The organism is Sinorhizobium sp. KGO-5 (assembly GCF_036245905.1).
Lineage (GTDB): Bacteria > Pseudomonadota > Alphaproteobacteria > Rhizobiales > Rhizobiaceae > Sinorhizobium > Sinorhizobium meliloti_A.
Window position 1 is genome coordinate 31,243 of record NZ_BDIZ01000015.1, and the last position, 12,426, is coordinate 43,668.

General features: G+C 62.9%; 11 protein-coding genes. 7 read left to right on the forward strand and 4 right to left on the reverse strand.

The window, feature by feature from the left end; all coding sequences use genetic code 11:
- Window positions 1-37 precede the first annotated feature (37 nt).
- From BHD07_RS30545 to BHD07_RS30555, 3 genes are read right to left on the reverse strand one after another with little or no spacing between them, the layout of a single operon-like run.
- Complete coding sequence (locus BHD07_RS30545; protein ID WP_324764343.1) at window positions 38-1,144, reverse strand: iron-containing alcohol dehydrogenase; 1,107 nt, start codon at window positions 1,142-1,144, stop codon at window positions 38-40.
- A complete protein-coding gene (gene pdxA / locus BHD07_RS30550) occupies window positions 1,141-2,106 on the reverse strand; it encodes a 4-hydroxythreonine-4-phosphate dehydrogenase PdxA (RefSeq protein ID WP_338284166.1) in 966 nt (321 codons plus the stop codon). Before pdxA ends, BHD07_RS30545 begins: the two co-directional genes overlap by 4 nt.
- On the reverse strand, window positions 2,103-3,293 hold the full coding sequence (locus BHD07_RS30555) for a sialidase family protein (protein WP_338284167.1): 1,191 nt from the start codon (window positions 3,291-3,293) through the stop codon (window positions 2,103-2,105). Before BHD07_RS30555 ends, pdxA begins: the two co-directional genes overlap by 4 nt.
- 316 nt (window positions 3,294-3,609) lie before the next feature.
- Here BHD07_RS30555 and BHD07_RS30560 point away from each other — a divergent pair, with 316 nt between their 5' ends.
- The 5 genes from BHD07_RS30560 to BHD07_RS30580 all read left to right on the forward strand — a co-directional run bounded on the left by BHD07_RS30560 (window position 3,610) and on the right by BHD07_RS30580 (window position 9,565).
- Window positions 3,610-5,109: an ABC transporter substrate-binding protein gene (locus BHD07_RS30560; RefSeq protein WP_338284168.1), complete on the forward strand. Its 1,500-nt coding sequence runs from the start codon at window positions 3,610-3,612 to the stop codon at window positions 5,107-5,109.
- A gap of 83 nt (window positions 5,110-5,192) precedes the next feature.
- Window positions 5,193-6,107 carry an ABC transporter permease gene (locus tag BHD07_RS30565; RefSeq protein ID WP_003532054.1) on the forward strand — a complete coding sequence of 305 codons (915 nt, stop codon included), beginning with the start codon at window positions 5,193-5,195 and terminating at the stop codon, window positions 6,105-6,107.
- A 14-nt stretch (window positions 6,108-6,121) separates the two neighbouring features.
- Entirely contained in the window at window positions 6,122-7,045 is a 924-nt protein-coding gene (locus tag BHD07_RS30570) for an ABC transporter permease (protein ID WP_275599620.1), read from the forward strand.
- On the forward strand, window positions 7,038-8,684 hold the full coding sequence (locus BHD07_RS30575; RefSeq protein ID WP_338284169.1) for an ABC transporter ATP-binding protein: 1,647 nt from the start codon (window positions 7,038-7,040) through the stop codon (window positions 8,682-8,684). Before BHD07_RS30570 ends, BHD07_RS30575 begins: the two co-directional genes overlap by 8 nt.
- Window positions 8,684-9,565 (forward strand): dihydrodipicolinate synthase family protein, encoded by an 882-nt coding sequence (locus BHD07_RS30580; protein WP_338284170.1) that lies wholly within the window; start codon window positions 8,684-8,686, stop codon window positions 9,563-9,565. The genes BHD07_RS30575 and BHD07_RS30580 overlap by 1 nt, the downstream gene beginning before the upstream one ends.
- Window positions 9,566-9,583: 18 nt before the next feature.
- On the opposite strand, the gene BHD07_RS30585 is transcribed toward BHD07_RS30580, so the two are convergent.
- On the reverse strand, window positions 9,584-10,078 hold the full coding sequence (locus BHD07_RS30585) for a DUF2243 domain-containing protein (protein ID WP_338284171.1): 495 nt from the start codon (window positions 10,076-10,078) through the stop codon (window positions 9,584-9,586).
- Window positions 10,079-10,389: 311 nt separating this feature from the next.
- Between BHD07_RS30585 and BHD07_RS30590 the strand changes: the two genes are divergently transcribed.
- Together BHD07_RS30590 and BHD07_RS30595 are read left to right on the forward strand one after the other, a co-directional pair.
- Window positions 10,390-11,316, forward strand: a complete 927-nt coding sequence (locus BHD07_RS30590; protein WP_018095905.1) for an amidohydrolase family protein — start codon at window positions 10,390-10,392, stop codon at window positions 11,314-11,316.
- Between the two features lie 39 nt (window positions 11,317-11,355).
- Window positions 11,356-12,297, forward strand: a complete 942-nt coding sequence (locus BHD07_RS30595) for an amidohydrolase family protein (RefSeq protein WP_003532048.1) — start codon at window positions 11,356-11,358, stop codon at window positions 12,295-12,297.
- Window positions 12,298-12,426: the final 129 nt, after the last annotated feature.

A 12,426-nucleotide genomic window follows, 5' to 3' on the forward strand; every position in this document is an offset into this window, starting at 1 on the left:
CGAAGGGAAGGAAGCATCTCCCCAATCGCAACAGGCCTTAGAACGCCGCCCGATAGATCTCCAGCACATCCGCCTCCCTCATGTCGACCGGATTGTTGTCCATCAGCCGCCGGATCGCATGCGCATCGGCGGCAAAGCGCGGCAGGTCGGACTCCTTCGCGCCATTGGCGGCCAGAGACATCTCTATTCCGAGGCTGGCGCAGAAACCTTTCGCGGCCGACAGCAGATCACGTTGCGAGAGATCTTTGCCAAGCCCCAGGGCATCCGCGACTTCCGCCGTCTTTGCCGCGACGGCCGGCTGGTTGAAGGCGAGCACATGCGGAAAGATGATCGCATTGGCGAGGCCGTGCGGCAGATGCAGCAGCGTGCCGAGCGGATAGGATATGGCGTGCCCGGCCGCCGTGTTGACGGGACCGAGGCATATGCCGCCGTAATAGGATGCCAGCATCATCCCCTCGCGCGCTTCGGTATCTTCGCCGTCGCGCACGGCACGGGCGAGATATTTGCCGACGAGGTTGAACCCCATGCGGGCGAAGCCGTCGATCATCGTATGGGCCTTGCGGTTGGTGAAGGCCTCGACGCAGTGGGCCATGGCATCCACGCCGGTCGCCGCGGTGACGGCAGGCGGCACGCTGTAGGTGAGTTGCGGATCGAGCACGGCGAGATCGGCGATCATGTGCGGACTTTCGACCGCGATCTTGCTGCCCTTGCCCGGGTCGGTGATCAGCGAACGGATTCCGGCCTCAGAACCCGTGCCGGCGGTCGTCGCGACCTGCGCAAGACGCGTGTTGCGGCCGGCCACGCGATTGGGCCCGGCGACATCGGCGAGCGATTGCCCGGAGTCCCAGAGCGACGCGACCAGCTTGGCGACATCCATCACCGAGCCGCCGCCAAGACCCACGATCAGGTCCGGGCGAGCTTTCCGCGCGGCATCCAGCGCCGCCTCGAGTGTCGCGATATCCGGTTCGCCGGGGATCGCGTCGAATAAATCGACCTTGCCCGAGAGCTTCAGGCTGTCGGCAAATCCAGACGTGACCGGCGTCGCGATGACCAGGGTGGAGCCGACCTGACCGGCCCAGGCGCCGACTTCCCCGATGCTTCCGGCGCCGACGACGAGTCGGCGCGGCTGATGGATCGTGATCATGACGCTGCCTTTCTGCTTGCCTTGCCGGCCACGAGTTTGCGCGCATAGGCGATCGCGGAATTCAGGTTGCCGTGATTGGCGATACCCTTTCCGGCAATATCGAAGGCAGTCCCGTGATCGACGGAGGTGCGGTCGATCGGAAGATCTACGGAAACATTGACCGCCGTATCGAAGGCGACCAGTTTGATCGGGATATGACCCTGGTCGTGATATTGCGCGACGACCAGATCGAAGCCTCCCGAATAGGCGCGGTGGAACACGGTATCGGCGGAGATCGGGCCCTGCACATCGATGCCTTCTTCACGCGCGGCCGCCACCGCAGGCCCGATCTGATCATCGTCTTCCGTGCCGAACAAGCCGTTCTCGCCGCAATGGGGATTGATGCCGGCGACCGCGATGCGCGGGTGCTCGTAGCCGATGCGCTTCAGATGCGCGTTGCCGGCGCGGATCGTGGCAAGAACCCGCTCGGTGGTGGCGCGGCCGATCGCCTCCTTGAGCGACACATGGGTGGAGACGTGAATGACCTTGAGTCGCTCGGAGGCAAGCAGCATATAGGCGGCGCTCGATCCGGTCAGGCTGCGCAGCATGCCGGTATGGCCGTCGTAATGATGGCCCGCCCTGTTGAGTGCTTCCTTGTTGATCGGCGCCGTGACGATGCAGCCGATGTTGCCTGCCTGGGCATCGCGGACCGCGCGCTCGATGAACCGGAAGGCTGCGTCGCCTGCCACTGCCGAAAGGCTGCCCCAGGCGAGCGGCGCGCCCTCGACCGGAAGGTCGACGACATAGGGCTGAAGCTCGACCGAGAGGCCAAGTGCCTCCCTTGCAGCCTCAAGCGTCGCAAGGTTGCCGTAGATGCGGGTCGCCTCCCGGTCCGCAGCCGACATCTCAGCAAGCGACCGGACCGTGATCTCCGGTCCGACGCCACAGGGATCGCCCATGGTGATGCCGATAATCTTGCTCATCTGTTTCTCCCCTCGTCGGCCCACCCGGGCGGCAGACGGACATATTTGATTGCGCGCCGATGGTAGGTGTAGGCGACGTGCAGACTGCCGTCGTCCCCTTCCAGGAGCCACGGATAGGACATTTCCTTGTTGTGACCGTCGGTCGAATTGTTGGAAAGGCAGGTCCCCGGACCGTCCTCGATCACGATACGGTCGGGGAAGGTGCGCCCGCCGTCGGCCGACAGGCAGACGCTCACCGGCGCCCGCGGCACGCCCCAGATCGGCACGCATCCGCCTGAAGGATCGGCGTCGGGCCGGCCGTCGTCGTCTCCGAGCTCGTCGTAAAGCGATGCGCGCCGGTCGGCCGAAAGGGCCGCATTCACCGGATTGCAGATCATCGCCAACCGGCCGTCCCCGAGCCGGACGACGGCGATCGAGGAATTGTTGTTGGGCACGTCGGTCGGCGCCGGGAGGCTCCACGTCCGCCCGCCGTCGACGCTCTCGACGCGGTAGACCTGGTCCGCCTGGCGGCGGCGGAAGAAAGCCGCGTAGCGGGTGTCCCCGACAGCCACCGGGCTCATGTGCACGCAACCGATCGAACCGGCGAGGTCGGCGAGCTGCCAGCTTCGGCCGCCATCGGTCGAAATGCCGACGGCCGCATTGTCGTGACTGCCGTTCCACTTCTGACCGGGGCGCTGGATGCAGCGAAAGATCGGCAGCAGCCATGCCCCGTCATCTCTGATGACGAGCGGCGCGCGGATGAAGCAACCGCGCGGCAGGTCGAGATAGCGCCCCTCGGAAGCGGCAAGCCTGGTCGGATCAGCGGCATCCCTCTCGATTGCGGCCATGCGAATGCGGCATTCGTCCTGGTTGCCCGAGGGCTGCGACGTGTGGAAAAGCCAGAGCCGCCCGTCGGGGGCCGTGAACAGCACCGGGTTCTGCTCGGAGTGCTCGGCATCGAAACTCAGCCGCTGCGGCTCGCCCCAGTGCGCGGCGCCGGGGGCGAGCACCGACGCGAAGATCGAAATGTCGGATTTTCCCTCGAGCGTCCCACCGAACCAGGCACAGACGAGACTTCCGTCCTCGAGCCTGTGCAGAAAGGCTGCGTGGTTCTGCACCATGGGCGAGGGCAGGAGCGATTCCAATCGCCCTCCCCCGGTCTCCCGGAGCTTGCCGGTCATTGCGTTTGCGATTTCGTCAGGCGTCATGAAAGCCTCCTCATACATCGGACAATCGCGGAATTTCGAAAGTTGTCAAGTTTTCTATTTTTAGAAGGCGCATTCTTACCCGCGTTCGAACGTCTATATGTTGCTGTTTTTATGCTATTTTTTCTGTTTCAAAATTTTTCATTCCAGGATGACGGCGAAAACAATTTGACAAACTTGATAGGAAATCGGATGGTCTGGGCAATTCGGCGGCAGAAGGGCGCTTAGCGGCGAGGAGGCTGATTGCCGCAGCCCGCATGGAGAGAGGCGAACGAAGTCGCCGCGCCACACACGAGATCCTAGAGGGAGGAGAATGCAAATGAAAAGAACACTGATTATGGGAGCCCTGATGCTGGGCTCCGCGCTCGCCCCGGCCTTCGCGGCATCCGGGCCGGTCAAGATCGTTCTGCCGGAAGAGGCGGACCTGCTCGAACCCTGCATGGCCACGCGCTCCAATATCGGCCGCATCATCATGCAAAACATCAGCGAGACCCTGACCGAGCTCGACCTTCGCGAGGGCAAGGGCCTGATGCCACGCCTTGCCGAGAGCTGGGAGCAGAAGGAGGATGGCAGCTGGCGCTTTCACTTGCGCAAGGGCGTGAAGTTCTCCGACGGCACCGACTTCAACGCCAAGGACGTCAAGTACAGCTTCGACCGCGTGATGAGCGACAAGAATGCCTGTGAGTCGCGCCGCTATTTCGGCGGCATGAACATCAAGATCGACGTCGTCGACGACACGACCGTCGATTTCACGGTCGATCCGGTTCAGCCGATCCTGCCGCTGCTCCTGTCGCTGCTGACGATCGTGCCGGAAGAGACGCCGATGGAATTCGTGCGCGAACCCGTCGGCACCGGCCCCTACAAGCTGACCGACTGGACGCCCGGACAGCAGATCGTGCTTTCCGCCCGCGACGACTACTGGGGCGAAAAGCCCGAGGTCACCGAGGCGACCTATCTGTTCCGCGCCGATCCTGCGGTCCGCGCCGCCATGGTCCAGACCGGTGAGGCCGATCTGTCGCCGTCCATCTCGCAGACCGAGGCGACCAACCCGGCCACCGACTTCTCCTATCTCGACAGCGAAACCGTCTATCTGCGCATCGACCATAATATCGAGCCGTTGAACGACGTCCGCATCCGTCGCGCTCTGAACCTTGCAATCGACCGCGAAGCCTTCCTCGGTACGCTGGTGCCCGACAGCGCCGTCCTCGCCACCGCGATCGTTCCGCCGCCGACGCTCGGCTGGAACCCCGACGTGAAGGTCTTCCCCTACGATCCGGAGCAGGCCAAGAAGCTCATCGAAGAGGCCAAGGCCGATGGCGTCAAGGTAGACACGCCGATCACCATTATCGCGCGTACCGCGAACTTCCCGAACGTGACCGAGATCATGGAGGCCATCCAGGCGCAGCTGCAGGAGGTCGGGCTCAAGGTCGAGCTCAAATTCGTAGAAGTCGCCGAGCACGAAGTCTATTATTCGAAGCCCTTCAAGGAAGGACGCGGTCCGCAGCTGGTTGCCGCGATGCACGACAACTCGAAGGGCGACCCCTCCTTCTCGATGTTCTTCAAATACGACTCCGAAGGCACGCAGTCGGGCTTTTCCGATCCGAAGGTCGACGACCTGATCGCCCGTGCCTCGGCTGCCGTCGGAGACGAACGCGCCAAGCTCTGGTCCGAGCTCATCGCCTATGTCCATGACGACGTGGTGGCAGATGTGCTGTTGTTCCACATGGTCGGTTTCTCGCGGGTGTCCGAGCGACTGGACTTCAAGCCCACGATGGCGACGAATTCCATGCTGCAGCTCTCCGAGATCAAGATCAAATGATCTGAACCGCGGACGAGCGGCCATTCGAAATGAAACTTCCGGCGGCGGGACCCCCGCCGCCTCATGCAAAATCGAGGGCTGCCATGCTCAGATTCATCCGCCAACGTGCGCTCGCAAGCCTGATCTCGCTCATCGGCCTGATCGTCATGGTATTCTTCCTGTCCCGGATGACCGGCGACCCGGCGGCGCTGTTTCTGCCCGTCGAAGCCTCCGCCGAGATGAAGGAGCAGTTCCGCGAGCTGCACGGACTGAACGATCCGATCCTCGTCCAGTTCGCCCGCTATGTGGGAGATGTCGTCACCGGCGATCTCGGCGAATCCCTGCGCAAGGCCCGCCCTGCGCTCGATGTCGTCCTCGAAGCCTTCACCTGGACCCTCTGGCTTGCCGTCATCACGATGACGCTCGTCACGGGAGCGGCGATCGTCGTCGGCTCGCTGGGTGCCTTCCGCTCCGGCGGTTTCTTCGACCGGCTGTCGTCGATGGTCTCGCTCATCGGCGCGTCGGTTCCGGATTTCTGGCTGGCGATCGTCGCCATCGTCATCTTCTCGATCAACTTCGCGATCCTGCCGACATCCGGCACCGGATCGGTCGTGCACTGGATCCTGCCGATCGCGGTTCTCTTCGTCCGCCCCTTCGGCATCATCGTCCAGGTGGTGCGCGGCTCCATGGTCAGCGCACTGTCCTCGGCCTACGTGAAGACCGCACGGGCAAAGGGCGTGAAGTCCGGGCCGATCATCTTCATCCACGCTCTGCGCAATGCGATGCTGCCCGTCATCACCGTAGTCGGAGACCAGGCGGCAAGCTTGCTTAACGGCGCGGTCGTGGTCGAGACGATCTTCGGCTTTCCCGGCGTCGGCAAGCTCATGATCGATTCCATCCTGCAGCGCGATTTCAACGTGGTGCTGGCGGCGATCCTCGTCACGGCCATTGCGATCTTCCTCATGAACGTGCTGATCGATCTCGCCTATGCGTTGCTCGATCCTCGCATCCGGCACTGAGGAGGCGACGGACCATGACCCTGGCAACCACCGACAATGTCATCGCCGCAGAGCCGTCCTTTCCGATACGCATGTTGCGCATGCTGCTGGCGGACAAGTTCGCGCTTTGCGCCGCGATCTTCCTTCTCGTCATCCTCGTCATAGCCGTCATCGGCCCGGCCTGGCTGGGCGACCTGGCGACGAAGCAGAACCTGCGCGGCCGCAATCTGCCGCCATTCGACTGGACACGCGCCTGGGTCTGGTGGATGGGCGCCGACGCGCTCGGCCGTCCGCTCTTCGCCCGCATCATCGTTGCGGCCCAGAACACCCTGATGGTCGCCGCCGGCGCCGTGATCCTGTCCTCGGTGATCGGCACCGTTCTCGGCCTCATCGCCGGCTTTTCCTCGCCGCGCATGAGCCAGATCATCATGCGTCTCGCCGACGTGATCATGTCCTTCCCGTCTCTGCTGATCGCGGTGATCGTGCTCTATGTGCTCGGCTCCTCGATCCTCAACCTCATGCTGGTGCTCGCCATCACCCGCATTCCGGTCTATCTGCGCACCACGCGGGCCGAAGTGCTGGAGATCCGCGAACGCATGTTCGTGCAGGCGGCCCGGGTCATGGGCGCCTCCAGCAAGCGCATCCTCTTCCGCCACATCCTGCCGGTCGTGCTGCCGACGCTGACGACGCTCGCCACCCTCGATTTCGCCTATGTCATGCTGGCGGAAAGCGCGCTGTCCTTCCTCGGCATCGGCATTCAGCCGCCGGAAATCACCTGGGGCCTGATGATCTCGCAGGGCCGGCAATATCTCACCAATGCCTGGTGGCTCTCCTTCTGGCCCGGCCTTGCCATCATTCTCACCACCATGTCGCTCAACCTGCTGTCCAACTGGATGCGGATCGCGCTCGATCCGGTACAGCGCTGGCGTCTCGAAATGAAGGGCGGCAAAAATGGCTGAACATCTGCTCGAGGTCCGTAACCTCTCCGTCGAGTTCCACACCGCGACCGGCGTGGTCCATGCGGTGAAGTCGATCTCCTATCACCTCGACAAGGGAGAGACCCTCGCGATCCTCGGTGAAAGCGGTTCCGGCAAGTCCGTCTCCTCCTCGGCGATCATGAACCTCATCGACATGCCGCCTGGCCGCATCAGCGCCGGCGAAATCCTGCTCGACGGCAGGGACCTGCTGACAATGCCTGCCGAGGAACGGCGCGAGGTCAACGGCCGCCGGGTCGCCATGATCTTTCAGGATCCGCTCAGCCATCTCAATCCGGTCTACAGCGTCGGCTGGCAGATCTCGGAAGCCATGACCACGCACGGGCTCGCCGGCAGCAAGGCGCGCGAAGAGGCGCTGCGGCTCCTTCGCCGCGTCGGGATTCCCGAGCCCGAGCGGGCAATGCGCAAATATCCGCACGAATTCTCCGGCGGTCAGCGCCAGCGCGTCATGATCGCCATGGCGCTGGCGCTCCGGCCGGACCTCCTGATTGCCGACGAACCGACCACCGCGCTCGACGTGACCGTGCAGGCGGAAGTGCTGAAGCTTCTGAAGGAGCTTCAGCGCGAAACGGGCATGGCGGTGCTCATCATCACCCACGATCTCGGCGTCGTCTCCGAGATCGCCGACCGGGTCGTCGTGATGGAAAAGGGCGCCATCGTCGAAGCGGGAACCGTGCGCGAGATCTACAAGAACCCGCAGCATCCCTACACGCAGAAGCTCATCGCCGCCGCCCCCGGCAAGGGCGCGATGCACGAACCCGGCGCGCGCGCCGAACCCCTGCTCAGCGTGCGCGACGTGCGCAAGACCTACGGCTCCTTCGAAGCGCTGAAGGGCATCTCCTTCGATCTCATGCCCGGCGAGACAATGGCTGTCGTCGGAGAAAGCGGCTCCGGCAAATCGACGCTTGCCCGGGCCCTTTTGCGTCTCGACGAGCCGGATGGCGGCACGGCGCTCTGGAAGGGCCGCGACCTGTTCGCGCTTTCGCCGGCTGAGCTCTACAAGCTCAGGCGCGACCTCCAGATGGTGTTCCAGGACCCGACCCAATCGCTCAACCCGCGCATGACGGTCTACCAGCTGATCTCCGAGGCCTGGGTCATCCATCCGGACATCCTGCCCAAGGCGAAATGGCGTGAACGCGTGGCGGAGCTCCTGGTGCAGGTCGGCCTTTCGGCCGAACACATGAGCCGCTATCCGCACCAGTTTTCAGGCGGCCAGCGCCAGCGAATCGCCATTGCCCGGGCGCTTGCGCTCGAGCCGCAGCTGATCATCTGCGACGAGGCCGTTTCCGCGCTCGACGTCTCCGTCCAGGCGCAGGTGATCGAGCTTCTCGACAGGCTGCGCCGCGAGATGGGGATCGCCTTCATCTTCATCGCCCATGACCTGCCGGTCGTTCGCGATTTCGCCGATTACGTCATGGTCATGCAGCAGGGAGAGGTCGTCGAGCTCGGCACCGTCCGCGAGGTCTTCGATACCCCGCGGCAGGCCTATACCTGCGCCCTTCTCGCGGCCAGCCTTAATCCCGATCCGGATGCAAAGGCCGGCCACCTCGCATCGGTGCCGGCCGGGGCTGCCGACATTCCCATCCCAAAGCGGAGTCACTGATGTCCAAGAAAGCCTTCGTCGCCCTCGTCACCTGCTTCAACGAGGACGAGACCATCAACTACGAGGCGACCCGCGCCCAGGTGCGCCGTCAGGTCGCCGCCGGCAACAATATCATGTGCGCCGGCACCAATGGCGATTTCACTGCGCTCACGCACGAGGAGAAGATCCGGCTCACCGAGGAAGTGGTCGACGAGGTCGGCGGCCGCGTCGATGTCATCGTCAATGCCGGCATGCCCGCGACCTTCGAGACGCTGCAGCTCGCGCGCGCCTTCGACCGCATCGGCGTCAGCGGCATCGCCGTCATCACGCCCTTCTTCATCGCCTGTACGCAGGACGGCCTGATCCGGCACTTCTCGACGGTCGCCAATGCCGTAGAGACCCCCGTCTATCTTTATGACATTCCCTCCCGCACCCAGAACCATATCGAGCCGGAGACGGCTCTGAAGCTTGCCTCGCACGGCAATATCGCCGGGATCAAGGATTCCGGCGGTGCACAGGATACGCTCGAGGCCTATCTGCAGGTGGCGCGCGACGTGCCGGGCTTCGAAGTCTATTCCGGGCCCGACCATCTGGTTCTCTGGTCGCTGCAGAACGGTGCGGCCGGCTGCATTTCCGGCCTCGGCAATGCAATGCCGGAGGTCCTCGCCGGCATTCTCAGCGCGTTCAACAACGGGAACATTGCCGAGGCGGAACGCCAGCAGGCACTCTACACCGCCTTCCGCACCGAACTTTACGCTCTCGGCTTCCCGCCGGCCTTGGTCAAGCGCTCACTTTACCTGCAGGATCCCTCCGTCGGGGCCTCCCGCCAGCCGGCGCTGCTCCCGAGCGAGGAGCAGGACGCAAGCATTCGGGAGATTCTGGTGCGGCACCGGCTGCTGTGAGGCGGTTCCCCCTAGCCGTCATCTCGAACGCTCTCGTTTACCGGACCGGTACAGGACCCATCCGGCAATCAGCATCGAGGCTCCCCAGAGCAGAAAGCCTGTGTCCCAGTAGACCCACTGGTCGTGCGGCACGGTCTCGTTGACGTGATGCAGGCCGAGGATCTGGTGGTTGACGGTGCCTTCGATCAGGTTGAAGGCACCAAACCCGATGAGGAAGGTACCGGCAATAAGCCTTGCCGACCAAAGCAGGGGCGTCCGCCGCCCCCGGCGCCACAGAACGATCAGGCCCAGCACGACGAAGACGTATGTGGCCACATGGAAGAGGCCGTCGAAGAACGTATTCAATCTCAGATTTTCGAGGCTGTCGGGGGGAAAGCCTGCGCTGCTCAGCATGTGATGCCACTGCAGCACCTGATGCAGAACGATGCCGTCGAAGAAGCCCCCGAGCCCCAGGCCGAGGAGGATCCCGGCCGCAGCGGGAAATTCTCCGTTTTCTTTTGCGGTGTCGTCCAATATTTGTACTCCGCTCAGCAACCACTCACAGAATGCATTCTTTCGAAATATTTATTAATTGATCAGTTTGATGAAATGTACTTTTCATTCCGCCTAAGCTGTCTTAATATTCTCCACGTCAGTAGAAGCGGTCAGCCGCGTTAGTATCTCACGATACAACATCCGGTCGGGAATTGCTGGCATGCGATCGCGCAGACCGCAGCCCGACGGATCTTTCTGACCTCGCCTTCAGCAAAGTTGACGTCGAACTCCGGGGCGCTTCGCTCACGGACAATCCGTGAATTGGATTGACGGCAACTTTGGAGAGACTGATGATTATCGACATTAGCTGCTACCCGACCAAGATTGTGGATCTGGCCTGGCGGCACGATGGCGAGCCTTTTACAGGTGAGCGCCTCCTCAAGATGATGGACGGCCCTTATTATGTGAACGGGAAGCCGCGCCGCATCGACAAAGCTTTCATCCAGCCCCCGCAGGGCAACACCATTTACACCGACGGCTACGGCGATCTGACCGGCAAGGCGGCGATCCGGGACTACATGTCCTACACCGTCGAGCTCGTTCAGAAATATCCGGACCGCTTCCTCGGCTGTTTCGTCTATAATCCCCGTTACGGCACCCAGAACGGCGCCGAAGAAATCGAGCACCACGCCAAGGAATACGGCTTCAAGATGGTGCAGCTTCAGGCGAACATGCACGCCTACCGCCCCGACCGGGCGCTCGACTGGCTGCGACCCGCGATGCGGAAATGCGCCGATCTCGGCCTCATCGTAAAGGTGCATACCGGCGACGGCCCCTACAGCATCCCGACCGAATTCTATCCGATCATTCGAGAGTTTCCGTCGGTCAATTTCGTCCTCGGGCACTTCGGCGTGCAGACGGGTGGCGTCTATGTCTTCGAGCCGTTCCAGATGGCGATGGATGCGCCGAACATCTATGTCGAATCCGGCTGGTGCCTGCAGTCGCGCATCGTCGAATTCGCCAAGGAACTGCCGAAGCACAAGATCCTGTTCGGCACCGACACACCCCCGAACGAGCCGGGAATGTGGCTGCGCCTGCTCGAGGTGCTGTGCCACGAGCCGCCCCAGGGGCTGAACCTCGACGAGGATACGCTCGAGGACTACCTCGGCAACAACATCGCCCGGATGATCGGTCTCGATCCGACGCCGCCGCCGCGCAGCCTGGAGGAGGCACAGGCCCGCCTCAAGGGCACCCATGCCAGCCTTCAGCCGGCATGAGCCTTCCGCACGCGCGTTTCATGAAATCGGAGAAATAGCATGATCATCGATACCCACCTCCACCCGACCAATCTGGTCGACGAGGCATGGCGCCACACCGGCACGCCCTTCAACGGCGAGCGCATGCTGAAACTGATGGACGGACCCTATATGATCAACGGCAAACCTCGCCGGATCGACATGGGCTTCATCCAGCCGCCGCCCGGCAATACAGGCTATCGCGACGGCAACCGCATGGGCCGCGAGGGCATCCGCGATTACATGGCGTATATCGCCGAACTTTGCCAAAAATACCCGGACCGCTTCATCGGCAACTTCAACTACAATCCCCGCTGGGGGCCGGAGAACGGCGCGGCCGAGCTCGAATTCCATGTCAAGGAATACGGCTTCAAGATGCTGAAGCTGCATGCCAACATGCATGGTTACCGGCCCGACCGGGCCCTCGACTGGCTTCGCCCGGCGATGAAGAAGTGCGCGGAACTCGGAGTGGTCGTGCTCATCCACACCGGTGACGGGCCCTACACCATTCCGACGATGTTCTATCCGATCATTCGCGAGTTCCCGATGGTCAATTTCATCATCGGGCATTTCGGGATCCAGACCGGGGGCAACTACTCGTTCGAGTCTTTCTGGATGGCGATGGATACACCCAACGTCTACTGCGAGTCCGGTTGGTGCTTCCAATCCCGCATCGTCGAATTCGCGAAAGAGCTGCCGAAACACAAGATCGTCTTCGGTACGGACTCGCCGCCAAACGAACCCGGCATGTGGCTGCGCGAGCTCGAGGTTCTCTGCCACGAACCGCCCCACGGCCTCGGGCTTTCCGAGGACGATCTCGAGGGCTATCTCGGCAACAACATCGCCAAGCTCGTCGGCATCGACCCGACCCCTCCGCCACGCAATCTCGAGGAAGCTCAGGCGCGCCTGACCGATACCTATGCGGGTCTGAGGCGAGAGGAGCGCCAGCCTACTCCTGCCTGATCGGCCCCGGTCGATCCCCAGTCAGAGCGGGATTCGGGCGGAACATCGCTCGCATTTTCCTCATCCCGCTCCAGGGCAGCGGCTCCCTCCAAGGCCGCTGCCCGCTCATGTGAAGTAACGACACCGCGA

Excerpts from the sequence above, each read along its gene's own strand:
- BHD07_RS30545 (WP_324764343.1), bottom strand. The coding sequence starts at position 1,144 with ATGATCACGATCCATCAGCCGCGCCGACTCGTCGTCGGCGCCGGAAGC.
- pdxA (WP_338284166.1), bottom strand. The coding sequence starts at position 2,106 with ATGAGCAAGATTATCGGCATCACCATGGGCGATCCCTGTGGCGTCGGA.
- BHD07_RS30555 (WP_338284167.1), bottom strand. The coding sequence starts at position 3,293 with ATGACGCCTGACGAAATCGCAAACGCAATGACCGGCAAGCTCCGGGAG.
- BHD07_RS30560 (WP_338284168.1), top strand. The coding sequence starts at position 3,610 with ATGAAAAGAACACTGATTATGGGAGCCCTGATGCTGGGCTCCGCGCTC.
- BHD07_RS30565 (WP_003532054.1), top strand. The coding sequence starts at position 5,193 with ATGCTCAGATTCATCCGCCAACGTGCGCTCGCAAGCCTGATCTCGCTC.
- BHD07_RS30570 (WP_275599620.1), top strand. The coding sequence starts at position 6,122 with ATGACCCTGGCAACCACCGACAATGTCATCGCCGCAGAGCCGTCCTTT.
- BHD07_RS30575 (WP_338284169.1), top strand. The coding sequence starts at position 7,038 with ATGGCTGAACATCTGCTCGAGGTCCGTAACCTCTCCGTCGAGTTCCAC.
- BHD07_RS30580 (WP_338284170.1), top strand. The coding sequence starts at position 8,684 with ATGTCCAAGAAAGCCTTCGTCGCCCTCGTCACCTGCTTCAACGAGGAC.
- BHD07_RS30590 (WP_018095905.1), top strand. The coding sequence starts at position 10,390 with ATGATTATCGACATTAGCTGCTACCCGACCAAGATTGTGGATCTGGCC.
- BHD07_RS30595 (WP_003532048.1), top strand. The coding sequence starts at position 11,356 with ATGATCATCGATACCCACCTCCACCCGACCAATCTGGTCGACGAGGCA.